This window comes from Streptomyces sp. NPDC018610 (assembly GCF_044391765.1).
In the GTDB taxonomy this organism is placed as follows: domain Bacteria; phylum Actinomycetota; class Actinomycetes; order Streptomycetales; family Streptomycetaceae; genus Streptomyces.
Window position 1 is genome coordinate 1,070,538 of the sequence record NZ_JBISAL010000001.1, and the last position, 26,679, is coordinate 1,097,216.

Genomic DNA, 26,679 nt, shown 5'->3' on the forward strand with positions numbered 1-26,679 from the left:
GACAATGGAGGGTGGCCCCTTCCAAAAGGCGGCGCCACCCGAACCGTACGAGGAGGAGAAGACATGGCGGAGCCCACGCCGCGTCGGAACGAACCGCGGCTACGCCCCGCGCCCCTGCTCTTCGAGCCCGCAGAGGCCGCTGCCGACCCGGAGCACTTCTTCGACCTGGAGTCGATCGACGACCCACGGGCCCTGCTCGAACGGGCGACCGAGCTCGCGCTGGCGTTCCGGGCGGCGACCGACCGGGCGGTGGAGTTCCAGGCCATCGCGGCGGCACAGCTCGCCGATCCGCGCCGCTTCGACCGGCTGAGCGCGGCGGACGTCGCCGAGCGGGCGGAGTGGACCGAGGACTACGCCAAGAAGATGATCGAGTTCGGCTGGGACCTGCTGCGCGGCACCGAGGGGAGCGTCCACGCCAACCCGGCCGACCCCGTGTGACGCGGCCCCCCGCGTGACCGTGCGCCGCCTACGGCCATGTACGTCACCGCGCCCGGCACGCCGCCGGCGCTCCCCGCACTCCCTCGCCCGAGTTCACCCGGCCTCCGGCCGACCTCGCACCCGGGGCCGTACGCATCCCGCGGCCGTCCCGTGCCCGGGTCCGCGGATCGCCGCGTCGTCGCGGCCGGCGCCCCGCGCCCTCGCGGTCCCGCCGCGTCCCGGGGCGCTGGAACAGGCCATCGGACGCGCCCCCTGGCATATGACAGGCGGGCAAGATACTCCCTCCCGCCCTCACCTGTCCCGGTTTCGCGCGACCCTGGGAAACCGGCCGCTCACGGTCGGTAGACATGGACGCATGAGCCGCACCCGGAACGAACCGCTCCTCGACCAGCTCGACCTCGTCGCCGGACGCCGCAGCGACGCCTGCGGCGTCACGGCGGACGGCGCCGCCTGGCTCGCCTCGGCCGCCCCCTACCCGCGCAGCACGCTCGCGTTCTGGCGGGAGCGGCCGGACGCGCCCGTCGTGCTCCCGTGCGGCTCCGCGTTCGACGTCGTCAACGCGCCGGCGATGTTCGGCCGCCGGATGCTGGACCGGATGTGGGAGGAAGGCCCCGGGTCCGGCCCGGTGGCCGTGCACCGGGGGCGGATGCTGCTGTTCACCGCGCCGGGCACCGCGCACCGCCTGCCCTCGCTGCTGGAGTGGGAGGAGTGGGGCTCGCGCGGCCGGACGGACGGCGCGGGCCGCGCGGGAGGCGTGCCGCCGCTGCTGTGCCACGGCGGCGGCGACGCGGTGACCGTCCCCGCACCGGTCGGCGGCGCCGGCCTCGGGCGCTCCGCCTCCCGCTGGCTGGTCGCTCCGGACACCCGCCACCCGTGGCTGCCGGGCCCGGAGATCCTGCTGTGGGCGGCGGTGCGGGCGGCCCGGGCGGCCGTGCGGATTTCGATTTTTCCTCCGGCCGACCAGGATGCTAATGTCTACGACGTCAGCAGGCGCCGCTAGCTCAGTTGGTTAGAGCAGCTGACTCTTAATCAGCGGGTCCGGGGTTCGAGTCCCTGGCGGCGCACGATGACGATGGCGGGTCCTGTTCGCGGAAAGCGCGAACAGGACCCGCCATCTTCGTTCTTGCGCGGCTGCGCCGCGCGTTGTGGGGGCTTCGCCACCCACACCCCCCGACTCGGTCGCCTCCCCGCTCGATCACGCCCCGCTCGGTCGCACTCTCGCTCGACCGGCCCCCTCGTCGGCACGCCCGCCCCTCCGGCCGCCCCGCGCCGGGCCTCCGCTCAGCCGGGTGTGATGTCGACCGTGTACTCCCCCGAGGCCGTGCGGTTCTCCACCTCCACGCGGACGCCGTCGCCCGGCACGGTGAAGCTCTCGCCCACCCCGACGGGCGCGTCGGCCAGCGGCGGGTAGACGGAGTTCTCCCAGCAGGCCTCGGTGTGCGGATGGGCGTCGATCACCTGGACGGCCCCGCCGCCCGACTCGGTCGCGCCGCGCACCCGGTACACCAGCACCCCGTCCCGGCAGCCGGTCACGTCGTTGCCGAGCGAGTCCCGCGCCTCCACGGCCAGCGCGCTGTCGCCCCCGGTCCGCACCACCGCCAGTTTCGTCCCGCCGCCCATCCCGAACGCCGGCTCCCCCTGGGGACCCGCCGCGCCCACGCCGCTCCCGCTCCCCCCGCCCGGCCCGGCCTCCACCGGTTCCAGTGTCAGCCGGGTCGGCCCGGTGCCTCGTACACACGTCACCTGGCGCGGGCCCAGCCAGCCGAGCCGCCACTTGTGCCAGGCGAACAGGTCCGGCGAGAGCGCGAACTGGCTGCCCATCAGGTCCCAGTCGCCCACGTACGTGTCCCAGTCGCCCTTGTCGTCCGAGGGGCGGTGGTACAGGTCCGGCAGGTCGAAGACGTGGCCCGTCTCGTGGGCGAGCACCAGCCGGTCCGGGGGGTGCCGTTCGAACACCGTCACCACCCGCCGGATCTCCCGCCCGTCGACCCGCAGCGGGGTGTCCAGGTTGACGACCTTTGTGGCGTCCGAGTCGACGCCCGGCGCGTCCGGGTCGGCCACCAGGTAGACGACGTCGTAGCGCGAGAAGTCGACCTCCGGGTCGGCGGCGGCGAGCGCGTCGCGCAGGTAGACGGCCCGGTCGGCGGCGTTCCAGTCGCGGTGCATGGCGTACGCCGTGGACGGGCGCGGCATCCGGATCCAGTGCCGCAGGGGGTGCGGGCGCAGCGTGAACCTGCCGTAGGACGCGCGTTCGAAGAACTGGCTGGTGCCCGGGAAGTGGTCGGCGGCGAGTTCGTCCGGGGTGGTGACGGGGGCCGAGTCGGGGAAGGACAGGAAGACCATCACGGCGTCGAGCGTCCGGGTCGGCCGGACATAGGAGGCGTTCCAGGTGTCCACCCCCTCGGAGTGGTGCGCGGCGGTGCGGCGCAGCGCGCACGGTGTCGTCGAGAACGGCTCGGCGACCGACGGGCCGCTGAGGATGGAGGTGGCGGCGAGCGCGGACAGCGTGGTGAACACGGCGGCGGTGCTGCGCAGTCGGGGCCGTACGCCGGCCCGGTCCAGCGCCTTGAGGGCGTCACGGCTGAGCGCCTTCAGGGGGAGCTGACGCGGCACGGGGGACCTCCGGGTGCGGTTCGCGGGGACACCGCATCCAGCCTGTGGGAGTTTGGAGGAGTACGCCCTGTTTGTCTGCACCGGAAGGGTGAGAGGCCCGACTTCGCGCGGTAGGGATGTCTCGACGGACCCGCGGCGGACCCGGGCGGACCGACACCCCCGAGCCGTTCACGGAACGTCACAAGTGGTCGGTGGCCCGAAGAACCTGTCCAGGTGCGGACAGAAACGATCCATCAGGAGGGCAGGTGGTCCGACGAGACCGGCGAACCGCTGGAAGGGGTCCGGTGCCAACCTCTATGATCGGCACACTTTCCTGGCACTTTCCTGCGCGGACACGGGGCCGGCGGCCGTTGACCACTCGGTCGGCCACCCGACGAGACCGATACGAGAACCGAGTGCACTGCGGGAGCGAGCGGTGAGCGGAACGTCCGAAGGGCCGACGCCCGCGGCAGACCTCATGCAGCCGAAAGTCACACAGAGTGATCTTCTGACGCCACCCGGTACCGATCCACCCGGTACCGAGCAGGCCGGCGCCCTGACCGCCGGGCAGGTCCGGGCCCAGGCCGTCGCCACGGCGGCCCCCACCACCGTCCAGGCGGCCCCGGAACCCGCGCTGACCAGCGCGGGTCCATCGGGACCGCTCGTTCCAGGATCGGCTTCGGGGCCCGGGCCCGCACCCGACGCGCCCGCCGAACCCGCGCCCCGCCCGGCGTCCGCCGCCGGGCCCGCCCGGACGTCCCTCCGCGCCTCCCGCCTCACTCCGACGGCCCAACCCCTCACTCCGGTGGCGGAACCGGTCCCGGCCCCCGCCGAGCAGCCCTTCCGCTCCGCCTTCGACGCCGCACCGCTCGCGATGGCCGTCGTCGACCGCGAGGGGCTGGTCGTCAGCGCCAACGACAGCTTCGGCGCGCTGCTCGGCGCCGGTCCCGGCGAGCTCGCCGGACGGGCCGCCGCCGACCTGGTGGACCTCGCGTCCGACACCCGCACCTGGCAGGCGTACCGCGGGGTCCTGCGCGGCCGGCGGGCCCGGCTGCGCTGCACCCGCCACCTCAAGCATCCCGACGGTCGCTCGCTGTGGGTCCACGTCACGGTCGCGCCGCTGCCGCCCGGGGACGTGCCGGCGAGCGGGTCCGGAGGCACGGCGGGCGACGCGTCCGAGGGCGCGCCCGGCGTACCGGCCCGCCCGCCGGGCGTCCTGCTGTCCCTCACCGACGTCAGCGCCCGCCGCGAACTCCAGGCCCGGCTGCGGCACTTGCGGATGCACGATCCGGTGACCCGGCTGCCCAACCGCACCCTGTTCTTCGAACGCCTGTCGGCCGCGCTGGAGACGGAGTCGTACGAGCGCGGCGGGACCGGCCGCATCGGGCTGTGCTACCTGGACCTGGACGGCTTCAAGGCGGTCAACGACACCCTCGGCCACCGGATCGGCGACCGGCTGCTCGCTGCCGTGGCCCGGCGGCTGTCGGGCTGCGCGGACGAGGCCGGATACGGCAGGGCGAGCGCGCCGCTGGTGGCCCGGCTGGGCGGTGACGAGTTCGCCCTGCTGGTGGAGGACTCCACCGGCACCGAGCAGCTGGCCGATCTGGCCGAGTCGGTGCTGACCGCCCTGCAGGAGCCGTTCGAGATCGCCGGCCGACGGCTGTCGCTGTCGGCCTCGATCGGCGTGGTCGAACGGCAGGCGGCCGGGACCTCGGCCACCGCCCTGATGCAGGCCGCCGACACGACCCTGTACTGGGCGAAGGCGGACGGCAGGGCCCGCTGGACCCTGTTCGACCCGGAGCGCAACGCGCACCGGATGACCCGGCAGGCCCTCGTCTCGACGCTGCGCGCCGCCGTGGAGCGGGGTGAGTTCACGCTGGAGTACCAGCCGCTGGTCGCCATGGAGGACGGGCGGCTGCGCGGGGTCGAGGCGCTGGTGCGCTGGGCGCACCCGCAGTTCGGCATGCTGACGCCGAATCGGTTCATCACACTGGCGGAGGAGGACGGCTCGATCGTCCCGCTGGGCCGCTGGATCCTGGCCACCGCCTGCCGCCAGGCCCGCCGCTGGCAGCTGGACCACCCGGACGAGCCGCCGATCTTCGTCAGCGTCAACGTCGCGGTCCGCCAGGTCTGGGACTCCGATCTGGTGGCGGACGTCGCCGAGGTGCTGGCGGAGACCGGCCTCGCGCCGCGCCTGCTCCAGCTGGAGCTGACCGAGTCGGCGGTGATGGGCTCGGCCGGACGGCCGCTGGAGGCCCTGCGGGCGCTCAGCGACATGGGCGTGCACATCGCCATCGACGACTTCGGCACCGGCTACTCGAACCTCGCCTACCTCAGCCGTCTGCCGGTGTCGGCGCTGAAGCTGGACGGTTCCTTCGTCCGGGGCTTCCAGCCCGGTCAGCGCGCGGGTGAGGCGGAGCCGCCCAGCCCCGCCGACGAGGTGATCGTCGAGGCGATGATCCAGCTCGCCCACCGACTGGGGCTGACCGTCACCGCCGAGTGCGTGGAGACCTCCGACCAGGCCAGCAGACTGCGCCGGATCGGCTGCGACACCGGGCAGGGCTGGCTGTACTCGCGCCCGGTGTCGCCGGACCGCATCTCCGAACTCCTCGACGGCCACGCCTGCGGCCGCCGCTGAGGCCTCCGGCACGTGCCGCGACCGCGGGCCCCGGCGGAACTTCGGGTCCCGCCGGAGCCGCGCGTCACGCCCCAGCCGCGGATCCCGCCGCGGTCGCGGGTCGCGTCGTGGTCCCTGGTCGCGTCGGGGGCGCGGTTCGGGTCAGGCGCGGGGCAGGCCGTAGGCGTCGGCGATGAGTTCGTAGGAGCGCAGGCGTACCTCGCCGCTGTGCGCGTTGCCGGTGATCATCAGCTCGTCGGCGCCGGTGCGCTTCTGGAGGTCGTCGAGGCCGGCGCGGACCTCGTCGGGCGTGCCGTGGACGACGTTGGCGTTCCAGGAGCGGACGAACTCCTCCTCCATGGGGCTGAACTCGTACGCCTCGGCCTCCTCCGGGGTGGGCACCAGGCCCGGCCGGCCGGTGCGCAGCCGGACCATGTTCAGCGCGGCGGCCAGGACCTGTCGGCGGGCCTCCTTCTCCTCGTCGGTGGCGAGGGCGGCGACGCCGATGAGAGCGTACGGCTCGTCCAGCACCGCGCTCGGGCGGAAGGACTCGCGGTAGAGGTCGAGGGCCGGGACGGTGTTCTGCGCGGAGAAGTGGTGGGCGAAGGCGAACGGCAGGCCGAGCATGCCGGCCAGGCGGGCGCTGAAGCCGGAGGAGCCGAGCAGCCAGACCGGCGGCCGGTGCGGGGACTGGACACCGCCCGGGGAGGTGGCCTGGACGGGACCGGGGACGGCGTGGATCCGGTGGTAGGGATGGCCGTCGGGGAAGTCGTCGTCCAGGAAGCGGATCAGCTCGGTGAGCTGCTGGGGGAAGTCGTCGGCGCCCTCGTTCAGCCGGTCGGTGCGGCGCAGGGCGGCGGCGGTGGCGCCGTCGGTGCCGGGGGCGCGGCCGAGACCCAGGTCGATGCGGCCGGGGGCCATGGCCTCCAGGGTGCCGAACTGCTCCGCGATGACCAGGGGGGCGTGGTTGGGCAGCATGACGCCGCCCGAGCCGAGGCGGATGCGATCGGTGTGGGCGGCGAGGTGGGCGAGGATCACCGCCGGCGAGGAGGAGGCCACCCCGGGCATGGAGTGGTGCTCGGCGACCCAGTAGCGGTGGTAGCCGCGGGTCTCCGCGAGGCGGGCGAGGGCGACGCTGGTGCGGAGGGCGTCCGTGGCCGTTCGGCCCGCGCCCACGGTCACCAGATCCAGTACGGACAGGGGCACCGGTGCGGTGCCGTGTGTCGTGCCTCGGATCTCGTCTGCCACGGGGTGCCTCCTGCGGTTCGTCTGCTTGGCCTGCCCGGGCGTTAACAGGAGGCGGTCCCCGTTTGTTCCTCCCCCGCTCTACCCGGCCGACCCGGATCCACGGATCCCCCCCAGGCGGGAGCCACGCACCGTACAGAGGCAGGCGCCGGGCGGGAAGGACGTACAGAGGCAGGCGCCCGGGCGGGAAGGGCGTCGTCTCCCTTCCCGCCCGGCGAAACCGTCACGCCGCCAAGGCGTGGCCCGGGTGGAGCACCACCTTCGTGTAGCCCTCGATCCGCTTGTCGAACTTCTCGTAGGCCTGGGGGGCCTGGTCCAGCGGGAACTCGTGGGAGACGACGAAGCTGGGCCGGGCGCGGCCGGAGACGATCAGGTCGCGCAGCTGGCGGTTGTACCGCTTGACGTTGCACTGGCCGGTGCCCATCTGCTGGCCCTTCTCGAACATCTTGCCGATGGAGACCAGCAGCTGACCGTGCTTGGCGTGCTCGTCGGGGCCGCCCGGGTCGGCGGGGACGTACAGGCCCGGCACGCCGAGCAGGCCGGTGGGCCGTACCGTCTCGACGAGCGTGTTGAGGACGACGGCGGGCTCCTCGTGCCCCTCCTCGTGATGGGACTGGGCCTGGTAGCCGACGGCGTCCACGCCCTTGTCGGTGCCCTCGCCGCCCGTCCGCTCCTTGATCTGGTCCGCCGGCTCGCCCCGGGTGAAGTCGATCGGGATCGCCCCGATCTCCTCCGCCTTGGCCAGCCGCTCGGGCACCCGGTCCACCACGAACACCTTCGACGCCCCGCGCAGCAGCGCCGAGTACGCGGCCATCAGGCCCACCGGCCCCGCACCGAAGACCGCCACGGACTCGCCGGGCGAGACCTGGGCCAGCTCGCAGCCGTGGTAGCCGGTCGGGAAGATGTCGGCCAGCAGCACGAAGTCGGTCTCGAACTCCTCCCCCGGCGGCAGCTTGAGGCAGTTGAAATCGGCGAAGGGCACCCGCAGCCGCTCCGCCTGGCCGCCGGTGTACGGGCCCATCGCCACGTATCCGTACGCCCCGCCCGCGAACCCGGGGTTCACCGTCAGACAGAACCCGGTCTTCCCGGCGAGGCAGTTCTTGCAGAAGCCGCAGGCCACGTTGAACGGCATCACGACCCGGTCGCCCTCGGACAGGGAGGTCACGCCGCCGCCGGCCTCCTCGACGATGCCGAGGTTCTCGTGGCCGAAGACGATGCCGGCCTCGGCGGCCGTACGGCCCTCGTACATGTGCAGGTCGGACCCGCAGATCGCACTCGACGTGACGCGCACGATCACGTCGTTGGGGTGCTGGATCCTCGGATCGTCGACGTCCCGCACCACCACGTTGAAGGGCTTCTCATAGACGACGGCTTTCACCTTCGGTCACCTCCGCGTCGAGAGCGCCGGCCCGCACGGCGACGTCGGGCCGTCGCCGGGGGCGCGCGGGCGGGGGCCGCCGGCCGGTGCCGGTGCTCCGGGGGCGTCCACTCGCCGCGCCGCCGGACAGTTCCAGGTAACGCCCCCGTGCGAGGAGCCGCAACCCACCGCCCCCGACCTCGACGTCAGGGACCCACGTCACACCTGGACGATGGGTTCCCGGGTGAACAGCGCCCCCAGACCTGGGGCGTTGACGCGGCGGTCGGTCAGCCGCAGCGCCTCCCACACGGTCACCTGGTTCGCGGTGAGGACGGGCTTGCCGAGCCCGTCCTCCAGGGCGGCGATGTGGGACGCGGTGTGCAGTGCCGTACCGGGCACGAGCAGCGCCTGCGCGTCCGCCGTGTCCGCGGCCCGCGCCAGCTCCAGCAGCTCCCGCTCGCCCCAGCGGGCCACCTCGTCCGCCGTGGCCCCCCGGGCGCTGTGCGCGGCGGCGACCTCCAGTCCCCCGGCCCGCAGGAAGTCCGTGAACAGAGCGGTCGTTTCGTCCGCGTAGGGCGCCGCGACCGCGACCCGCCCCACACCGACCTCGCGCACCGCGTGCACGAAGCCGAAGGAGGTGGAGGAGGCCGGCATGCCGGCCGCGCGGGCCAGGGCGCGCACCTGCGCGTGGGCGCCCTCCCAGCCGCGCCCGAAGCCGCCGTCGCCGTCCGCCCACACCACGGCCTCCGCGCCGGACAGCCGCAGCGCCTCGACGCTGCGCTCCAGCCGGTCGGTCCGGTCCGCCGTGGCCGGGTAGGGGTACGGGTCCGCGTCGGCGCCCGTCTCGATCAGGTCCACCCGGATGTCGCTGCCCAGGAGCTGTTCGATGCGGGGGTAGTCGTCCTTCGCGAAGTGGCCCGGGTAGAGGATTCCGAGTGCGGTCATGACCAGCCTTCCTGGATGTGGTGTGCCGCGGCGGGGCCGCGAAGTCGCCGCGGCCCGCCGTGTGGTCGCCGCGGCCCTGCCCGTTCGGGTACCCAGCGCGGGCGTCGTTTTCCTCGGCATAACTGGCGGGCGCTTGGGTAGCGGCGCGCTCATGGCTCCACCACACGCACTCGACGAAGACAGACGAACGCCCCGGCCCAGCCGTCGGTCGCTGCTCGCGGGGGTCGCGGCGGCCGGCGCGCTGGGGGCCGCCGGCTGCAGCCGCGTGGCCACGGCGTCCGCCGACGACGGCGGCGATCTCCTGGACCGGCTCAGGGCCCAGGGCGTCGTACGGCTCGGCATCGCGGGCGAGATCCCGTTCGGGTACATGGACAAGGACGGTGATCTCACGGGCGAGGCGCCCGAGCTGGCCCGGGTGATCTTCGAAAGGCTCGGCGTGCCGAAGGTGCAGCCCGTGCCGACCGAGTTCGGCTCGCTCATCCCGGGCCTGAACTCCCAGCAGTTCGACGTCGTGGCCGCCGGGATGTACGTCAACGCCGACCGCTGCGCGCAGGTGATCTTCGCCGACCCGGACTACCAGATGCTGGACTCCTTCATCGTCCGCAAGGGCAACCCGAAGGGCCTGCACGACTACCGGGACGTCGTCGCGAAGAAGGCGAGGTTCGCCACCGGAACCGGCTACGCGGAGATCCAGTACGCGGTGGACGCCGGCTACGAGGAGAGCGACATCCTGATCGTCCCGGACCAGGTGGCCGGGCTGAACGCCGTCGAGGCCGGCCGCGTGGACGTCTTCGCGGGCACCGCCCTCACCACCCGCGAGGTGGTGAAGAAGTCCTCCAAGGCGGAGGCCACCGCGCCCTTCGCGCCCCTGGTGCACGGCAAGCCCCACGTGGACGGCGGCGCCTTCGCGTTCCGGCCGACGGAGACGCGGCTGCGGGACGCCTTCAACACCGAGCTGCGCAAGCTGAAGAAGAGCGGCGAGCTGCTCCGCATCCTCAGCCCCTTCGGGTTCACGCGGGACGAGATGACGGACCTGACCGCGAAGGAGCTGTGCGCCGGATGACCACCGGACTGTGGGAACTCGTACTCCGGGGCCTGTGGACCACGCTGCAGCTGCTGTTCTTCAGCGCCCTGCTGGCCGGCGCCGTGTCCTTCGTGGTCGGCGTCGCCCGCACCCACCGGCTGTGGATCGTCCGCTTCCTGGCGGGCTTCTACACCGAGGTGTTCCGCGGCACCTCCGCGCTGGTGATGATCTTCTGGGTGTTCTTCGTGCTGCCGCCCGCCTTCGGCTGGCAGCTGGTGCCCATGTGGGCGGGCACGCTGGCGCTCGGGCTGACCTACGGCGCGTACGGCTCGGAGATCGTGCGCGGCGCGCTGAACGCGGTGGACCCGGCGCAGCGCGAGGGCGGGGTAGCGCTCAGCTTCACGCCCTGGCAGCGGATGCGGCTGATCCTGCTGCCGCAGGCCGTCCCGGAGATGATCCCCTCCTTCTGCAACCTGCTGATCGAACTGCTCAAGGGCACCTCGCTGGTGTCGGTCATGGGCATGGGCGACCTGGCGTTCAGCGGCAACCTGGTGCGGCTCGCGCTGCAGGAGAGCGCCGGGATCTACACGTATCTGCTGGTCATCTACTTCGTGATCGCCTTCGCGCTGACGCGGTTGATGCGCGGGCTGGAGAAACGGCTGAAGCGGGGCGTCGGCAAGGACCCGCTGAGCGAGGCGGGGGCGCGTGAGGTCGAGCGCGCCGCGACGACCGGCGTGGGCGTCGCGGGAGGCGGTGCCCGGTGAACTGGGACTGGGGCGCCGTACGCGACTTCATGCCGCACTTTTGGGACGGCCTGCTCGTCACCCTCCAGGTCCTCGCGCTGGGATCGGTGATCTCCTTCGCGCTGGGCCTGGTGTGGGCGCTGCTGATGCGGGCGCCGACCCGCTGGGTGCGCTGGCCGGTGGGGGCGGTGACGGAGTTCGTCCGCGACACGCCGCTGCTGGTGCAGCTGTTCTTCCTCTTCTACGTGCTGCCCGAGTGGGGACTGACCTTCTCCGCCCTGGCCACCGGCGTCTTCGCGATCGGGCTGCACTACTCGACGTACACGATGCAGGTCTACCGGGCCGGCATCGAGGCGGTGCCGGCCGGCCAGTGGGAGGCGGCGACGGCGCTGAACCTGCCCCGGCGGCGGACCTGGACGGCGGTGATCCTGCCGCAGGCGATCCGCAGGGTGGTCCCGGCCCTCGGCAACTACGTCATCTCGATGCTCAAGGACACGCCGATGCTGATGGCGATCACGGTCCTGGAGATGCTCGGGCAGGCGCGGCTGTACTCCCAGCAGCACTTCCGGTTCACCGAGCCGCTGACCGTGATCGGCGTGGCCTTCATCCTCGTTTCCTATCTGGCCTCCCTCCTCCTGCGAGCACTGGAGCGACGTCTTGTCCGTTGACACCGCGAAGAACCCCGAACTCCCCGCAGTCCCCGGCGCGCCCACGGAGCTGGTCCGCCTGGAGAACGTGACCAAGCGGTTCGGCGACCACACGGTCCTCGACGGGCTCGACTTCCGCGTCGACGCCGGCCGCCACGTCACGCTGATCGGGCCGTCCGGCTCGGGCAAGACCACGATCCTGCGGCTGCTGATGACGCTGACCAGGCCGGACGAGGGAACGATCACGGTGGGCGGCGAACAGCTGTTCCCGGCGCCCGTCAAACAGGTCCGGGAGATCCGCAAGAAGATCGGGATGGTCTTCCAGCACTTCAACCTGTTCCCGAACATGACCGTCCTCAGGAACATCACCGAGGCCCCCGTCACCGTGCTCGGCCTGTCCCGTGACGAGGCCGAGGAGCGGGCGCGGGAGCTGCTGGAGCTGGTGGGCCTGGCCGACAAGTGCGACGCGCGGCCGGCGCAGCTGTCCGGCGGGCAGCAGCAGCGGGTGGCGATCGCCCGGGCGCTGGCGATGCGGCCGCAGGTGCTGCTGCTGGACGAGGTGACCTCGGCGCTGGACCCGGAGCTGGTGGCGGGCGTCCTGGACGTGCTGCGGGACATCGCCCGCTCCACCGACATCACGATGCTGTGCGTGACCCACGAGATGGGCTTCGCCCGTGACATCTCCGACCAGGTGCTGATGTTCGACGCGGGGCGCGTGGTGGAGTCGGGACCGCCGGAGAAGATCTTCGGCGACCCGGAGCGCATACGCACCCGGGAGTTCCTGAGCGCGGTGCTGTGACCGCGGCGAGCTCCCGGGGGCGGTGGTGCGACCGCGGCATATGCCGATCTCCCGTACGGGCTCCCGGGAGCGGGAAATCTCGTCGACGGCCACTCGCCCCGGCGCCTTCGCCCCTTATCGTGGATCGGGTCCGGCCGACCGGAGCACGGCCCGGGAAGCGAGCAGGCGCGGGGGGAAACCGTGGCGCTGAGGCACGAGCCGACCGTTTTCGACCACTCGGTCCAGGACGCCCTGCGCGTCCTGGACACGGTGGCGCGGCACTCCCGCGGGGTCACCGCCGCCGAACTGTCCCGGCGCACCGGCCTGCCCGGCGAGCGGCTGACCGCCCTGCTGCGGCTGCTGCGCCGCGAGGGCTACGTCGAGCAGGTCACCGAGGACGCCTACGTCGCCGGCGGCGCCCTCGCCCGCCTCGGCGCGGCCCGCGGCGACGAGCGGGCACTGCGCGACCTGCTCCAGCGGACCCTGGAGCGGCTGCGCGACTCGGTGGGCGCGGCCGTCTACCTGAGCCGGTACGTCGACGGCGAGGTCAGCGTCACGCAGTACGCCGCCGGGCCCGGCGCCCCCGCGGTCCACGAGTGGGTGGACTTCCGCCGCTCCGCCCACGCCACCGCGGTCGGCAAGAGCCTGCTGACCCAGCTCGACCACGACGGCCGGCGCGACCATCTCGCCCGGCACCGGATGGCCCGCCTCACCTCGCGGACCATCACCAGCGACAAGCTGCTGCTGTCCCGCCTGGCCGCCCAGCCGCCGGCCGCGCCGGTGCTGGACCTCCAGGAGTACGCGATCGGCACGGTCTGCGCGGCGGTGCCGGTCCGGGCCGGCACCGCCGTGGGCTGCCTGGCGCTGTCGCTGCCGGCCGAGCACGCCCACCGGCTGCGCCGGGCCGCCGAAGGACTCAGCCGGCACTCGGCGCCCGTGCTGCTGGCGCTGGCGATCCGGCTCACGGACGGGTGGTCACGAGCACCCCTGGGAACCGGGTAGTATTTTCTTCGTCGCCGGCCGCGAAAGCGGAGGGCGGGAGTCATGCGCCGCTAGCTCAGTTGGTTAGAGCAGCTGACTCTTAATCAGCGGGTCCGGGGTTCGAGTCCCTGGCGGCGCACGATGACGATGGCGGGTCCTGTTCGCGGAAAAAGCGCGAACGAGACCCGCCATCTCTGTTTCCGCGCGGCCGCGCCGCGCCGCCGTCACGGCATGAAGTCGTCCGTCATCGAGAACGCGGTGTGGACCACGGCCATGAAGGCCAGGCAGCCGGTGATGAACACGCCGAGGAAGGCGAACACGCAGCCCTGTTCCGCCGCGAGCCGCCCGCGCGCCGGAGCGTGCGCCGTCGCCCGCTCGGGACGTGCGGCCTGGTAGCGCACGGGGACGATGTCGCCCTCGACGATCGTCGCCGGCCCGCCCGCCTCCTCGAACCGGACGCCCCGGCCCTCGCGCGTGCGGAACTCGTAGACGTGGTGCACGGTCGTGCTCACGGAGGTGTCCCCGCCGCCGCTGGCCGTGGTGTACGTCCTCAGGCACCGGGCCTCGGCCGTCTCTCCCCCGTCCCAGGCGCCGCGCATCTCGCGGGCGCGCCTGGTGATCGCCACCAGCGCGGACACCGCGCAGGCGATCATGAGCGTCGGCACGACGTAGAACAGCGCTTCCATGGTTCCCCCCGGACTCCGCGCCCGGCCCCGGTCGGCCGGTGTGGGAGGAAAATACCCACGCCGGCCTTCCGGGGAGCTCAAGCGATGCTCAGAGTCCGCGGGGTCAGAAGGTGACGTCGGAGCAGGCGTAGAACGCGTTGCCCGTGTCGGCGATGGTCCAGACGCCGAGGATGACGTGGTGGCCGCTCAGACCGGACGGCAGGATCCCGCTGTGGCTGAGGGTGGCCGGCGGCTGCTTGCCGCCGTAGGGGACCGTCAGGAACGGGGTCGTGTTCAGGTCGGCCCGGGTCAGGGCGTGGTCCTGGTTCCAGCCCTGCTTGGTGACGTAGTACTTGAAGTCGGTCGTGGCGTGCCGTGCCTCGAACTGCCAGCGGAAGGTGTAGCTCTGGCCGCCGGTGACCTTCGTGGTGGGCCACGCCGCGCCCTTGGGGGTGCGGGCGCCGTCGAGCTGGCCGAACCGGTCCAGGCCGCCCGAGCAGATGTGCCCGTCGGCCGGTCCGGACGCCGGGAAGCCCTTGGGGCCCTCGACGCTCTGCGGCTCCCACTGGATCTCGCCGCAGCCCTTCACCGTGCCGTTGGCGCAGAGCAGTTGCCTGCTGATGGGGAGATCGGTGTACCCGTGGCCGCTGGCGCCACCGGTGGAGAGCGCGAACGCTCCGGCGGTGGTGAGGCCCAGCACGGCCGCGTACAGCTTGGCCTTGGTCCGCATGTAGTCGCTCCTGGTGAACGTGTGGGGAGGTTCGGTGAGCAGGACTGTGCTGCGTTCGTTGGTCTAGACCAAGTCTCAGATTATGGGGACTACTTGAACATGTCCATACCAATCACGGGATGGTTTCCCGGCGTCCCGCGCAGAACGCCACCGTCAGGTCCCGCACCAGCACCTTGCGTTCGCCGTCGTCGAGATCGACCAGTCCGCGCGTGGTCAGCCGGGTCACCGTGTCCTCGACCGAGTCCACCACCGAGGTGAGCGCGCCGGCCCGGTCCCGGGCGTCCAGCGCGGCCACGCCGCGCCGGTGCATGGCATCGGCGACCTCGGGGGCGTACTCGACCCGGGCCGGCCGCACCGAGTACACCTCCAGCCCGGCTGCCTCCGTCTCCCGCGCCACCAGCCGCGTCAGCGCGTCCCCGGTCGCCTCCGCCGCCCCGCGCGAGCCGCCCGGCGCCGCCGGCCGCACCCGCGCGAGCGCCGCCTCCACGCACCGGCGCAGATACGCCTCATGGTCGTCGACGCCGAGCACGGCCCGCGCGGTGTCCCGCACCCGCCACACCACGAGGACCGCCACCCGCAGCGGGATCCCGCCCGCGTCGGCGGCCGGCATCGGCTCGCTGCGCCAGTGCCGCAGCCGCACGTCGACCCGGCGGCGCCGCACCAGCGGATTGGCCCAGAACAGCCCGGTGCGCCGGACGGTCCCCCGGTAGCGGCCGTACAGTCCGAGCACCCACGCCCGCCCGGCCGGCCCCCGGGTCAGCCCGCCGAAGCCGGCGAGCCCGAGCGCGCCGGCGCCGGCGTACGCGGCCCACTGGGGCAGGCCGAGCCCGGCGCCCGCACCCCCGGGCAGCGGCAGGCCCTGCGCGAGGGGCGGCAGCACGCCCGCCCACCAGGAGGTGACCACGCAGCCCGCCGCCCCGCAGGCCCCGGCGAGCACCCCGACCACCCCCGGCAGCACCCGCGCCGGCCGCTCCACCAGGGCCGGGTCCGGCTCAGGCGCCGGACCGGCGGGCCCGGGCACCCGGCGCCGGGAGCGCGGCTGCTCGCCCGTGCCGCGCCTGCTGCCCACCACGGCGGGCCCCAGCGCCACCGGGGCCGGACGGGGATCGCGGCGCCCGGGGTCGGGGTCGTCGCGGAAGAGGAGGTGCACGGGGATCTCGGTGGTGACCTCGTTCTGGATGAGCCGGGAGACGGAACGATTCGCCAGGTCGGCCGGGGAATCCATGCGATCCACGTCACACTCCATACGGACTTGTCCGGATCTGTGCACGTTGATCAGTGTCACAACAGGGGTGAAAGTACGCATGTCTGACGACCAGAAGGATGTATCCGGGCCGCCGGGATGCCACAGGACACCCCTGACGTCCACCGCCAGTGGTCAGGACCACCACACGGAATCCTGTAGAGTTACGGATGTCAGCAGGCGCCGCTAGCTCAGTTGGTTAGAGCAGCTGACTCTTAATCAGCGGGTCCGGGGTTCGAGTCCCTGGCGGCGCACGATGACGATGGCGGGTCCTGTTCGCGGAAAGCGCGAACAAGACCCGCCATCTCTGTTTCCGCGCGGCCGCGCCGCGCGCGGCGGGGGCCCCGCCACCCATATCCCCCGGGCAAGGCCCCTCGCGCGAGCGAGGGGCCTTTCGCTCTCCCCCGCGCGCACTCCGCCACCCCCTCGACGGGCCCCCGCACCCCTCCTCGCTCGCACTCATGCGCACCTACGCACCTTGCGTACATCTGACCGGTCAGATCCACTTTTCGTGTGTTGCGATCACGATATACACCGTAGAACCCGGAATGCCAAGTCATCGCCGGTTCGCGGTAGTTGGCGGCGCCAGAAGATTCGAACAGCCGTTTGGGCCTGTTGCCCGATGGGTGGGGAGAAGGAACCTCGTCGCGTCGACGGCCGCCGAGGGGGGCAGCCATGCAACCGGCAGGACACCGATCAACACGCGCTCGACCTCGCGTGTGGGGGGACGACTCATGACGTCGACGCCGACAGGCGCCCGGCACCGGCACGATCCGCGGCCCACGGGGAGCGCCGGGGACCCGCACACGGTCCGCGGCACCCTGCCGAGATACGACTACGAGCACTACAGCCGCCTGGCCGGACCGCTCACCCGGCCCGACCCCGACCGGCCCTACCGGGTGCGCTACCGCTCGCTGCTCTCGCAGGAGCCGCACCGCCTGCGGGTCGCACTGATGCTGGCCGCCGCCCCGCTGCTCTCCCTGGGCCTGCTGGCCTGGCTGATGAGGCCGGCCCACTGGACCGAGCGCGACCACCCGGCGTACGGCTTCCTGCCGGTCCTCGACGTCGTGATGCTCGTCGCCATCGGCCTCATCGAGCTGTTCCGCTGCCTGAACGTGCTGTCCAACGCGCACGCCACCCTGGTCGCCCGCGACCCGGTCCCGGTGGTGTCCGAGGCCGGCACCCGGATCGCCTTCCTCACCAGCTACGTGCCCGGCAAGGAACCGCTGGAGATGGTCACCCGGACCCTCCGGGCGGCCGTACGGCTGCGCCACCGGGGCGTCATGCACGTCTGGCTGCTCGACGAGGGCGACGACGCGCAGGTGAAGGCGGTCTGCGCGCGCCTGGGCGTGCACCACTTCACCCGCAAGGGCGTCGCACGCTGGAACCGGCCCGAGGGCCCGCACCGCGCCCGGACCAAGCACGGCAACTACAACGCCTGGCTCCAGGCGCACGGCGACGCGTACGACTTCTTCGCCTCCGTCGACACCGACCACGTACCGCTGCCCAACTACCTGGAGCGGATGCTCGGTTACTTCCGCGACCCGGACGTCGGCTTCGTCATCGGCCCGCAGGTCTACGGCAACTACGACACCTTCGTCACCAAGGCCGCCGAGTCGCAGCAGTTCCTCTTCCACGCCCTCATCCAGCGCGCCGGCAACCGCTACGGCGCGCCCATGTTCGTCGGCACCTCCAACGCCGTGCGGATCAGCGCCATCAAGCAGATCGGCGGCCTGTACGACTCGATCACCGAGGACATGGCCACCGGCTTCGAGATGCACCGCGCCAAGAACCCGGCGACCGGCCGCAGGTGGAAGTCGGTCTACACCCCCGACGTGCTCGCCGTCGGCGAGGGCCCGGTGTCCTGGACGGACTTCTTCACCCAGCAGCTGCGCTGGTCACGCGGGACGTACGAGACCATCCTCAAGCAGTACTGGAAGGGCTTCGGCTCGCTTCCGCCGGGCCGGCTCCTCAACTACACCATGATGATCATCTTCTATCCGCTGTCGGCCCTCAACTGGATCCTGGCCGCGCTGAGCTGCGCCCTCTTCCTGGGCCTGGGCGCCTCGGGCGTGGACATCGACCCGACGGTGTGGCTGATGCTGTACGGCAACGCCTCCGCGCTCCAGATCGGCCTGTACGTCTGGAACCGCCGGCACAACGTCTCCCCGCACGAACCGGAGGGATCCGGCGGGGTGGCCGGCATGGTGATGTCGGCGATGTCGGCGCCGATCTACGCCCGCTCGCTGGCGGACGCGGTGCTGCGCCGCGGGAGCGGGTTCGTGGTGACCCCGAAGGGCGATTCGGCGAGTCCCGACACGCTGTTCGGCACCTTCCGCGCGCACTGGTTCTTCATCCTGGTCTTCGGGGGCTCGATCGTCGCCGGCGCCGCCCTCGGGCACCTGCACCCGGCGATGATCACCTGGGCCTCGCTGGCCCTGCTCATCACCGCCGCGCCGATCCTCGTCCGGTGGTGGACGCCGCGCCGCGACCGGCGCGGGCCCGCGACCGCCGAGGCCCCGCCCCCGCCGGTGCCCGTGCCCTCCGGGCCGCACGACGCCGTGCCGCCGGCGTACGCCGCCCACGCCACGGGGCCGGGAGGGCGTGAGGGATGAGGGAGCAGCAGGCCGGCCTCCGCCGTGCCCGCCGGCTCGGGATCGGCGCGGTGGCGGTGCTCGCGCTGGCCGGGACGAACGGGCCCTGGCTCTACCGCTTCGGCACGGAGCGCTATCACGAGTACAAGATCAACGAGCCGGAGTACAAGGCCGCCAACGGCCACTGGGACATCGTCGAGTTCCCCGAGGGGTACCGGCAGGACACCATCCACGCCGTGCTGCTGCACACGGGGAAGGTCCTGCTGGTGGCCGGGTCGGGCAACAACCAGGCGAACTTCGACGCCAGGAGGTTCGACTCGCGGATCTGGGACCCGGTCAAGGGCACGGTCAAGAAGGTGCCCACGCCCACCGACCTGTTCTGCACGGGCCACACCCAGCTCGCCGACGGCTCCGTCCTGATCGCGGGCGGCACCAAGCGCTACGAGAAGCTGAAGGGCGACGTCACCAAGGCCGGCGGCCTGATGATCGTGCACAACGAGAACCCGGACAAGCCGGTCACCCTGCCCGCCGGCACCGTGTTCACCGGCCGGGCCGGCGGGAAGACGTTCGTCTCCAAGGACCCGGTGCTGGTGCCGCGCGCGAAGAAGAATTTCGACCACAGGACGGGCCGGTTCCTCGGCAACACCCCGGGCCTCGGCCGGATCTACGTCGAGGCGCCGAGGAGCGGCGCACGGTACGAGACCGGCGTCCAGGACAACTACCGGATCCAGGGCCTGACGGGGGCGGACGCCCGCAACACCTACGGCATCGCACAGAAGCTCGCCCTGGACAAGAAGGACTTCCAGGGGATCCGGGACGCCTACGAGTTCGACCCGGTGGCCGAGAAGTACATCGAGGTCGATCCGATGCACGAGGCCCGCTGGTACCCGACGCTCACCACCCTGGGCGACGGGAGGGTCCTCGGCGTCTCGGGCCTCGACGACATCGGCCAGCTGGTCCCGGGCAAGAACGAGATCTTCGACCCGAGGACCGGCAAGTGGACGTACACCGCGAAGACCCGCCAGTTCCCGACCTACCCGGCGCTGTTCCTGATGGCGGACGGCAGGCTCTTCTACTCCGGTTCCAACGCCGGCTACGGCCCCGACGACGTCGGACGCGCCCCCGGGATCTGGGACGTGGCCGGCAACGGGTTCACCGAGGTGCCCGGGCTGAGCGACGCGAACATGATGGAGACCTCCGCGACGGTGCCGCTGCCGCCCGCGCAGGACCAGAGGTACCTGGTCGTCGGCGGCGGAGGGGTCGGCGAGTCGCGGCTGTCCAGCCGGAGGACCCGGATCGTCGACCTGAAGGCGCGCGACCCGCGCTTCACGGACGGCCCGTCGCTGGACGAGGGCACCCGCTACCCGCAGACCTCGATCCTCCCGGACGACTCGGTGCTGGTCTCCGGCGGCTCGCGGGACTACCGGGGCCGCGGCGACTCCGACATCCTCCAGGCCCGGCTGTACGACCCGGGGACCGACACCTTCCGGCGGGTCGCCGACCCGCTGGTGGGCCGCGACTACCACGCGGGCTCGATCCTGCTGCCGGACGGCCGGGTGATGTTCTTCGGCTCCGACCCGCTCTACGGCGACAAGGCCGGCACCAGACCCGGCGCCTTCGAGCAGCGCATCGAGATCTACACGCCGCCGTACCTGTACCGGGACTCGCGGCCCTCCCTGTCGGGCGGCCCGAGGACCGTCGCGCGCGGCGCCTCCGCCACCTTCACCTCACGGCACGCCGCCTCGATCCGCAAGGCGCGGCTGATCCGGCCCAGTGCGTCCACGCACGTCACGGACGTCGACCAGCGGTCCGTCGCGCTGGACTTCACGGCGTCCGGCGACACGGTCACGGTGACGGTGCCGAAGAACCGGAACCTGGTGCGGTCGGGCTGGTACATGCTGTTCGTGGACGACGACCGGGGCACGCCCAGCAAGGCGCGGTGGGTGAAGGTTCTCTAGGGCCACTCGGGGCGCCCGCCGCGTGGCGGGAGCCCCGAGGCGCGTACGAGGACGGTCACTCGTCGTCTCGCGCCAGCTCCAGCGCGTACGTCTCCCACCACTGCCCCGCCTTCGGGCCGCCCTTGCAGGTGCCGTCGGACTCGCCGGGGCGCTTGATCCACAGGTAGGCGTCGACGAGGGGGTCGGCGGTGCGCGTCGTGGGCGGCTCGCCGAGGGCGCGGCCGGGCGGGTTGCACCAGCGCTCCTCCGGATCGCCCGTCGTGTAGGGGCCGTTGCCGTTGCGGCTGGTGTCGATGACGAAGTGCTTGCCGCCGACCTTCGCGGAGAGCCGCTTGCCGTAGGCGAGGGAGTCCTCGGTGGAGTAGAAGTTGGAGACGTTGACGGCGAAACCGTCGGCGCGGTCGACGCCGGCACGGCGCAGCGGTTCGTGGATCTGGTCGGGGTGGCCCCAGCCGGCGTTCCCGGCGTCCAGGTAGACCCGGGTGTTCTTCAGGGACTTGAGCGTGGTGACGGCGCCGGCGAGGAGGTCGTAGCGCTCCTCCTGGAACTCCTCGGGGGTGCAGCCGTCCACCAGGTGCAGCACGGCGTCCGGTTCGAGGACGACGGTGGCGGCGCGGTCGCCGATGCCGCGGGCGACAGCGTCGATCCAGGCGCGGTAGCCGTCGCCGTCGGCGGCGCCGCCTCGCGAGTACTGGCCGCAGTCGCGGTGCGGGATGTCGTAGAGGACGAGGAGCGCGGTGCGGCCGGCCCGCGCGGCGGCCTCGGTGAAGCCGCGCGCCTCCCGCTCGGGGGCGTCCGGGCCGATCCACTCGCCGGTCGGCTGCTCGGCGATCCGCCGGATGCGCTCGGCGTCGGCCCGGCGTCCCGCCTCGGCGTAGGCGGCGACCTGCCGGGCCGCCGCGCTGTCCGGGTCGACCCAGAACGGGTCGCTCCCGTCGGGCCGCTGGGTGATCGCCGCACCCGCCCCGCCGTGGCCCGCGCCCGCGTCGTCCGAGGAGCACCCGGTGGTGATCAGCAGCGCCGCGCCCAGCAGCACCGCGGACAGCCGTGCCCCGGCCACCGGGACGTGCGGGCGGGCCCCCCTCGTGCGGTGCATGCGACTCCCCTGGTGCGCTCGGCCGTGCGGCCCGCGTCCATGCTGCCAGGCGGGACCGGGTCAGGGGCCGGTTCGCAGGAGGTGCACCGACACGGGTGACGGGAGGGCGGGGATGGTGCCGGAGGGGCGGGTGGGGGGCCGTGCGGCGCGGGGCGTGGGCGCGTCCTGGGCGGGGCGGCCGGCGGCGGCCATGTCCCCGGTGGCCGGGCCGACCGGCCCGGACGGCACGTCGGCCCGCCGGCCGCCCCACAGCCACAGCCCGAGCAGCAGCACCAGCCAGGCCGTCCCGGTCAGGAGGCGTCCGGTGCCGTACGGGCGTTCTTCGGTGTCGGTGTCGGACATGCTGATCGCTCCCTCAGTGCGGTCCCCGGCGCGGCCGGCCGGGACCGGCCGCCCTGGGCAGGAGGACGACCGCGGCCGCGGCGGCGGCCGCGAGGACGAGTCCGGTCACCGCGTGCGCCGTGCCGGGGGTCTCCGGCACGGCGTGCCCGCCCGGAGACGCCGACGGAGCCGGCCGGGTCGGCCGCGGTACGACGGTGGCCTTCCCGTCGGCGGCGGGGGACGACGGGGTCACCGGGACGCCGCTCGGGGCGGCCCCGGCCGTCCGGTCCGCCGGGCTGCCCGCGCCGGCGGTGTCGAGCGCCGGGGCGAAGGCGCCGGCCACCAGCAGCCCCGCGCAGACGGTCAGGCGCAGTGAACCCATCGTGAGACCTCCGCTGACAGGAGACCTCCCGGGTGCCGGTCCCGCACCCCGTGACGGGCCGGTACTGCGCCGAACGGGTGACGGGCGGGCTCCCCGCCCGTCAGATCCGGTCGACCAGGTCCGCGATCGAGTCGATGACCTCGGAGGGCCGGAACGGGTAGCGGTCGACGTCCTTGGGCTGCGTGACCCCGGTGAGGACGAGGAACGTGCGCATGCCGGCCTCCAGACCGGCCAGCACGTCGGTGTCCATCCGGTCGCCGATCATCGCGGAGGTCTCCGAGTGGGCGCCGATCGCGTTCAGCCCGGCGCGCATCATCAGCGGGTTGGGCTTGCCGACGAAGTACGGCTTGCGGCCGGTCGCCGCGGTGATCAGGGCGGCGACGGAACCGGTGGCGGGCAGGTCTCCCTCGACGGAGGGGCCGACGTTGTCGGGGTTGGTGGCGATGAACCGGGCCCCGTCGTTGATCAGCCGTACCGCCTTCGTCAGCGCCTCGAAGGAGTACGTCCTCGTCTCGCCGAGGATCACGAAGTCGGGGTCGTGGTCGGTGAGGATGTAGCCGACGTCGTGCAGCGCGGTGGTCAGGCCGGCCTCGCCGATCACGTAGGCGCTGCCGCCGGGCCGCTGGTCGTCCAGGAACTGGGCGGTGGCCAGCGCGGAGGTCCAGATGTTGTCCACCGGCACGTCCAGGCCCATGCGCAGCAGCCGGGCGTGCAGGTCGCGCTGGGTGTAGATCGAGTTGTTGGTGAGGACGAGGAACGGCCGGCCGGAGTCCCGCAGCTTCTTGAGGAAGGCGTCGGCGCCGGGGATCGGAACGCCCTCGTGGATCAGGACGCCGTCCATGTCGGTGAGCCACGACTCGATGGGCTTGCGGTCTGCCATGTCTGTACGTCTCCTGGCGTGCGTGCGGTCGTCGAGCGGGGGCGCCGGAACCACGGCGTACCGACGCCCCCAGCCTAGCCAGCACCGGCCGCGGACGGCCCCGGCTCGATCAGGACTGTGTGATCTTCACACCGTCGACCACCCAGTACCAGTTGTTGCCGCCGGTGTGACGGAACCGGACGCGGGCCGTCGTCGCGCCCGAGGGGACCTGGAGGGCGACCGTCTCGGTGCGGGAGGGGACGTCGGCGGTGTAGGCGCGCACGGAGAGCAGGGCGACCGGGGGGGGAACGCCCAGAGGCGGGGCGGGACCCCGCCGGTGGGGCGGCAGGTCCGTCACGTCCCGCCCCCCGAGCAGCACCCGCCCCGACGCGGGCCGTACGAACCCGGCGACCGCCCGCAGCGCGGTGGTCTTGCCGGACCCGGACGGCCCGAGGAGCGCCATCACCTCGCCGGGCGCGACGGTGAGGTCGAGCGAGTCGAGGACGACGTTGCCGTCGTAGCGACCGTGACGGAGTCGAACGTGACGGAGTCGAAGCGGATGCTCATGTCATCGTTCTCCTCGGAGCAGGGCGGGAAGGGCGGCCACGGAGGGCAGGATGTGGGTGGCGCCGGCGGCGCGCAGGTCGGGTTCGGCGTGCGCCCCGGTCAGCACCCCGGCGACCAGGCCCGCGCCGGCGCGTACGCCGCTGAGCGCGTCGTAACCGGTGTCGCCGACGACGGCGACCTCGGCCACGGAGTCGGCGGCCCGGGTGCGCAGCAGGGCGGTGAGCACCATGTCGGGGTACGGCCGGCCGCGGCCGCCCGCGTCGGCCGGGCACAGGGTGAGCGGCACGAGGTCGCGCCAGCCGAGCGCGCCGAGGATCGCGTCCTGGGTGACCCGGGCGAAACCGGTGGTCAGGACGACGGTGCGGCCGTCGGCCTGGATCCGTTCGATCGCCTCGCGGGCGCCGGGGATCTCGGCGACGAGCCCGCCGTCCACGAGCTCGCCGTACGCCTGCTCGAAGGCGGCGTTCGCCTTCCGGGCGCGGTCCTCGGCGCCGAACAGGTGGCGGAAGACGGAGATCTTCGACTCGCCCATGGTGGCGCGGACGTAGGCGAGCTTGTCGGCGTGGTCGGCGGAGCCGGGCTCCACGCCCAGTTCGGCGGCGGCCGCGGCGAAGGCCCGCTCGACCAGGCCGCCGTCGGCGACAGTGGTGCCGGCCATGTCGAGGACGACGAGGCGGATGCCGGGGCCGTCGGTGCTGCCGGTGCCGATGGCGCTGACGGTGCGGTCGGCGCTGATGGTGCTGTCGGTGTTCTGAGGCGTGTCGGTGGTGTGCTCGTCGCTCATTTTCCTTCTCACCAGCCCAGTTCGTCGGCGGTCTTCTCGGCGATCGCCGGGGAGCAGGTCATGCCGCGCCCGCCGGGCCCGGTGACCAGCCACACCCCGTCGTCCACCTGCTGCCGGTGCACCACCCGGGAGGGGTCGGTGCACTGCGCGTACACGCCCGCCCAGCGGCGGCGGATCTTCGGCAGCGGGCGGCCGAGGAGGGACTCGACGACCTCGGCGAGGTGGTCGTAGGGGTCCTCGACGGTGTCGAAGGCGAACGGGTGCTCGTACTCGTGGGTGTCGCCGATGGTCAGTCCGCCGTCGGCGCGCTGCACCATGAGCAGCTGCATCCGGTGCGCGGCGGCGGTCTCCGGCTGCGGCTGCGCCGCGTCGAGCGCGTCCAGGGCGCCGGAGGCGTACGCCGGGTAGTAGCGGAAGCTGTCGGCGTCCGCGACCGAGGTGGTCAGCGGCTCGCCCAGCGGGTCGGTCTGCATCATCTGCAGGCGCACGCGCCGCACCGGCAGGTCCGGGCCGGCCAGCTCGCGGACGAGCCCGCCGAGCCAGGCGCCCGTGCACAGCACCACCACGTCGGCCTCGTGCACGTCGCCGTGGTCGTCGCGGACGGCGCCCTCGCCGACGACCTCGCGGACCTCGCGCCCGGGCAGGAAGGTGTAGTTCGGCTGCCTGAGCAGTTCGGCGCGCAGGGCGAGCTGGGCGGTGCGCGGTTCGACGGCGGCGTCGCGCTCGCAGTACAGGGCCGCGTCGAACGCGCCGCGCAGGGCGGGGTTCAGGGCGCGGGCCTCGGCGGGGGTGAGCAGCTTGTGGCCGCGGGCGGCGGCGTCCGGGCGGGCGACCGCGGCCTCGGCGACGGCCCGTTCGAGATCGCCGCGTACGGGGGTGAGGGAGCCGTTGGCGCGGAAGCCGAGCGCGGGCACCCGGGCGCCGATCTCCTCCCACATCTCGCGGGCCCGCAGGGCGGTCTCCAGCTCCTCGCCGCCCGCCCGGCCGCTCACCCAGATCTGGCCGAAATTGCGCAGCGACGCGCCGCGCGCCTCGGCCTCGCGCTCGATCTGCACGACCTCGTGGCCGCGCTCCACTGCTTGCCAGGCGTGCATGGTGCCCACCACGCCGGCTCCGACGACTGTCACTTTCACGACGGCAACGCTCCTCGTACGGGGGAAACCGGAAGAGTCCGGCTGACAACGAGAGCCTGAACGAGCCATCACTATTGGGCTAGACCCGTTACCTCTTCGTGATGTCGATCCCCCGTGGGAGTGGCCTTTCTCTCAGTCGGCGACGGTGGCCGGATTCAGCCGTGCAGCCGGGCGCTGAAGGAGAACCGGTCGCCCCGGTACAGGCTGCGCACCCGCTCCAGCGGCCGGCCCTCCGGGTCCCGCGAGGCGCGGTGGATCAGCAGCATGGGCAGCGCGGGCGGGGTGCCGATGAGCAGGGCCTCGCGCGGAGTGGCGAGGACGGTCTCGATGCGTTCGTCGGCGTCGCCGAAGGCGAGACCGAGGCCGCGCAGGTAGGCGTAGAAGGAGGAGTCGGGGTCGAAGTCGGCGTCCAGCCGGGGCACGCGGGCCACCGCCACGTAGGTGCTCTCCAGGCCGACCCGCTCGTCGTCCGCGAGCAGCACCCGCTCCAGGTGCCAGACGGGCTCCCCCCGGCTGAGCCCGGTCTCGGCGGCGAGGGCGTCGGGGCAGGGGAAGCGGTCCAGGGAGACGAGGGTCCGGCCGGGGGTACGGCCCTGCCGCCGCACGCCCTCGGTGTAGCTGGCCAGGGACAGCGGCTGCTCCAGCTTGGGCCCGGCGACCACCGTGCCCCGGCCCCGCCGCCTCAGCTTGCCCTCCAGCACCAGCTCGCGCAGCGCCTGGCGCACGGTCTCGCGGGCGACCCCGTACTCCTCGGACAGGTCGCGTTCGGTGGGGATCGGACTGCCCTCCCCCAGCTCGCCGACGAGGCGGTCGATCCTCGCCTTCACCGCGTAGTACTTGGGGATCCGGCCGTGCTCCGGGATGCCGGAACGGACCGGGGCGCCGGGGGCCTGGTCATTGGGGTAGTCCACCCGGGGATCGTCGCAGACCGGGGCGGGGCGCTCCAGCGGCGGGCGGGCACTCCAGCGGCGGGCGCGTCG

The 26,679-nt window shown here is 73.1% G+C and carries 24 protein-coding genes, 3 tRNA genes and 1 pseudogene; 13 read left to right on the plus strand and 15 right to left on the minus strand.

The annotated features are described in order from the left end of the window. Positions 1-63: 63 nt before the first annotated feature. The 3 genes from ACH5A8_RS04670 (at position 64) to ACH5A8_RS04680 (ending at position 1,502) form a co-directional block, all read left to right on the plus strand. Positions 64-438, plus strand: coding sequence for a hypothetical protein (locus ACH5A8_RS04670; RefSeq protein WP_398997884.1), 375 nt, complete (start codon positions 64-66; stop codon positions 436-438). Positions 439-793: 355 nt separating this feature from the next. Beyond that, a complete protein-coding gene (locus tag ACH5A8_RS04675) occupies positions 794-1,438 on the plus strand; it encodes a bifunctional DNA primase/polymerase (RefSeq protein ID WP_398997887.1) in 645 nt (214 codons plus the stop codon). Then, positions 1,429-1,502 (plus strand) — tRNA-Lys (locus tag ACH5A8_RS04680). The genes ACH5A8_RS04675 and ACH5A8_RS04680 overlap by 10 nt, the downstream gene beginning before the upstream one ends. Positions 1,503-1,719: 217 nt before the next feature. On the opposite strand, the gene ACH5A8_RS04685 is transcribed toward ACH5A8_RS04680, so the two are convergent. Next, on the minus strand, positions 1,720-3,051 hold the full coding sequence (locus tag ACH5A8_RS04685; RefSeq protein WP_398997889.1) for a M6 family metalloprotease domain-containing protein: 1,332 nt from the start codon (positions 3,049-3,051) through the stop codon (positions 1,720-1,722). 457 nt (positions 3,052-3,508) lie between these two features. Between ACH5A8_RS04685 and ACH5A8_RS04690 the strand changes: the two genes are divergently transcribed. After that, entirely contained in the window at positions 3,509-5,668 is a 2,160-nt protein-coding gene (locus ACH5A8_RS04690; RefSeq protein ID WP_398997891.1) for a putative bifunctional diguanylate cyclase/phosphodiesterase, read from the plus strand. Positions 5,669-5,809: 141 nt separating this feature from the next. Here the strand turns inward: ACH5A8_RS04690 and ACH5A8_RS04695 are convergent, their stop codons facing one another. From ACH5A8_RS04695 to ACH5A8_RS04705, 3 genes are all read right to left on the minus strand, one after another. Further along, positions 5,810-6,895, minus strand: a complete 1,086-nt coding sequence (locus tag ACH5A8_RS04695; protein WP_398997893.1) for an LLM class flavin-dependent oxidoreductase — start codon at positions 6,893-6,895, stop codon at positions 5,810-5,812. 220 nt (positions 6,896-7,115) lie between these two features. Beyond that, positions 7,116-8,270, minus strand: a complete 1,155-nt coding sequence (locus tag ACH5A8_RS04700; RefSeq protein WP_398997895.1) for a glutathione-independent formaldehyde dehydrogenase — start codon at positions 8,268-8,270, stop codon at positions 7,116-7,118. Between the two features lie 198 nt (positions 8,271-8,468). Beyond that, positions 8,469-9,194, minus strand: coding sequence for a decarboxylase (locus tag ACH5A8_RS04705; RefSeq protein WP_398997897.1), 726 nt, complete (start codon positions 9,192-9,194; stop codon positions 8,469-8,471). A 151-nt stretch (positions 9,195-9,345) separates the two neighbouring features. Here ACH5A8_RS04705 and ehuB point away from each other — a divergent pair, with 151 nt between their 5' ends. From ehuB to ACH5A8_RS04735, 6 genes are all read left to right on the plus strand, one after another. Continuing rightward, a complete protein-coding gene (gene ehuB / locus ACH5A8_RS04710; protein ID WP_398997899.1) occupies positions 9,346-10,257 on the plus strand; it encodes an ectoine/hydroxyectoine ABC transporter substrate-binding protein EhuB in 912 nt (303 codons plus the stop codon). Beyond that, complete coding sequence (gene ehuC, locus ACH5A8_RS04715; RefSeq protein WP_398997901.1) at positions 10,254-10,982, plus strand: ectoine/hydroxyectoine ABC transporter permease subunit EhuC; 729 nt, start codon at positions 10,254-10,256, stop codon at positions 10,980-10,982. Before ehuB ends, ehuC begins: the two co-directional genes overlap by 4 nt. Next, on the plus strand, positions 10,979-11,629 hold the full coding sequence (gene ehuD / locus ACH5A8_RS04720; RefSeq protein ID WP_398997903.1) for an ectoine/hydroxyectoine ABC transporter permease subunit EhuD: 651 nt from the start codon (positions 10,979-10,981) through the stop codon (positions 11,627-11,629). The genes ehuC and ehuD overlap by 4 nt, the downstream gene beginning before the upstream one ends. Continuing rightward, on the plus strand, positions 11,619-12,407 hold the full coding sequence (gene ehuA / locus ACH5A8_RS04725) for an ectoine/hydroxyectoine ABC transporter ATP-binding protein EhuA (protein WP_398997905.1): 789 nt from the start codon (positions 11,619-11,621) through the stop codon (positions 12,405-12,407). Before ehuD ends, ehuA begins: the two co-directional genes overlap by 11 nt. Positions 12,408-12,587: 180 nt before the next feature. After that, complete coding sequence (locus tag ACH5A8_RS04730; RefSeq protein ID WP_398997907.1) at positions 12,588-13,388, plus strand: IclR family transcriptional regulator; 801 nt, start codon at positions 12,588-12,590, stop codon at positions 13,386-13,388. Positions 13,389-13,432: 44 nt separating this feature from the next. After that, a tRNA-Lys gene (locus tag ACH5A8_RS04735) sits at positions 13,433-13,506 on the plus strand. A gap of 85 nt (positions 13,507-13,591) precedes the next feature. On the opposite strand, the gene ACH5A8_RS04740 is transcribed toward ACH5A8_RS04735, so the two are convergent. From ACH5A8_RS04740 to ACH5A8_RS04750, 3 genes are all read right to left on the minus strand, one after another. Beyond that, positions 13,592-14,053, minus strand: a complete 462-nt coding sequence (locus ACH5A8_RS04740; protein ID WP_398997908.1) for a DUF3592 domain-containing protein — start codon at positions 14,051-14,053, stop codon at positions 13,592-13,594. A gap of 103 nt (positions 14,054-14,156) precedes the next feature. Then, the gene (locus ACH5A8_RS04745) at positions 14,157-14,762 is read right to left on the minus strand and encodes a lytic polysaccharide monooxygenase (protein ID WP_398997911.1); all 606 of its coding nucleotides are present in this window, start codon (positions 14,760-14,762) and stop codon (positions 14,157-14,159) included. A 112-nt stretch (positions 14,763-14,874) separates the two neighbouring features. Then, positions 14,875-15,987, minus strand: coding sequence for an SPFH domain-containing protein (locus ACH5A8_RS04750; RefSeq protein ID WP_398998274.1), 1,113 nt, complete (start codon positions 15,985-15,987; stop codon positions 14,875-14,877). A 198-nt stretch (positions 15,988-16,185) separates the two neighbouring features. Here ACH5A8_RS04750 and ACH5A8_RS04755 point away from each other — a divergent pair. The 3 genes from ACH5A8_RS04755 (at position 16,186) to ACH5A8_RS04765 (ending at position 20,557) form a co-directional block, all read left to right on the plus strand. Then, positions 16,186-16,259, plus strand: a tRNA-Lys gene (locus ACH5A8_RS04755). 480 nt (positions 16,260-16,739) lie between these two features. Next, complete coding sequence (locus ACH5A8_RS04760; RefSeq protein WP_398997913.1) at positions 16,740-18,620, plus strand: glycosyltransferase family 2 protein; 1,881 nt, start codon at positions 16,740-16,742, stop codon at positions 18,618-18,620. Beyond that, positions 18,617-20,557, plus strand: coding sequence for a galactose oxidase-like domain-containing protein (locus tag ACH5A8_RS04765; protein ID WP_398997914.1), 1,941 nt, complete (start codon positions 18,617-18,619; stop codon positions 20,555-20,557). The genes ACH5A8_RS04760 and ACH5A8_RS04765 overlap by 4 nt, the downstream gene beginning before the upstream one ends. A 55-nt stretch (positions 20,558-20,612) precedes the next feature. Here ACH5A8_RS04765 and ACH5A8_RS04770 read toward each other — a convergent pair whose 3' ends face one another. The 8 genes and pseudogenes from ACH5A8_RS04770 to ACH5A8_RS04805 all read right to left on the minus strand — a co-directional run bounded on the left by ACH5A8_RS04770 (position 20,613) and on the right by ACH5A8_RS04805 (position 26,610). After that, positions 20,613-21,653 carry a glycoside hydrolase family 6 protein gene (locus tag ACH5A8_RS04770; protein WP_398997916.1) on the minus strand — a complete coding sequence of 347 codons (1,041 nt, stop codon included), beginning with the start codon at positions 21,651-21,653 and terminating at the stop codon, positions 20,613-20,615. A gap of 60 nt (positions 21,654-21,713) precedes the next feature. Continuing rightward, complete coding sequence (locus ACH5A8_RS04775; RefSeq protein WP_398997918.1) at positions 21,714-21,995, minus strand: hypothetical protein; 282 nt, start codon at positions 21,993-21,995, stop codon at positions 21,714-21,716. 13 nt (positions 21,996-22,008) lie between these two features. After that, positions 22,009-22,356, minus strand: coding sequence for a hypothetical protein (locus tag ACH5A8_RS04780; RefSeq protein ID WP_398997920.1), 348 nt, complete (start codon positions 22,354-22,356; stop codon positions 22,009-22,011). Between the two features lie 100 nt (positions 22,357-22,456). Beyond that, positions 22,457-23,236 (minus strand): HAD-IIA family hydrolase, encoded by a 780-nt coding sequence (locus tag ACH5A8_RS04785; protein ID WP_398997923.1) that lies wholly within the window; start codon positions 23,234-23,236, stop codon positions 22,457-22,459. A 307-nt stretch (positions 23,237-23,543) separates the two neighbouring features. Then, positions 23,544-23,782 (minus strand): annotated as a pseudogene (locus ACH5A8_RS04790) (ATP-binding cassette domain-containing protein); the annotation flags it as partial. A gap of 1 nt (position 23,783) precedes the next feature. Beyond that, a complete protein-coding gene (locus tag ACH5A8_RS04795) occupies positions 23,784-24,566 on the minus strand; it encodes an HAD family hydrolase (RefSeq protein ID WP_398997925.1) in 783 nt (260 codons plus the stop codon). Between the two features lie 8 nt (positions 24,567-24,574). Further along, a complete protein-coding gene (locus tag ACH5A8_RS04800; RefSeq protein ID WP_398997928.1) occupies positions 24,575-25,699 on the minus strand; it encodes a TIGR03364 family FAD-dependent oxidoreductase in 1,125 nt (374 codons plus the stop codon). Positions 25,700-25,854: 155 nt separating this feature from the next. Beyond that, entirely contained in the window at positions 25,855-26,610 is a 756-nt protein-coding gene (locus ACH5A8_RS04805; protein ID WP_398997930.1) for a GntR family transcriptional regulator, read from the minus strand. Between the last annotated feature and the right edge of the window lie 69 nt (positions 26,611-26,679).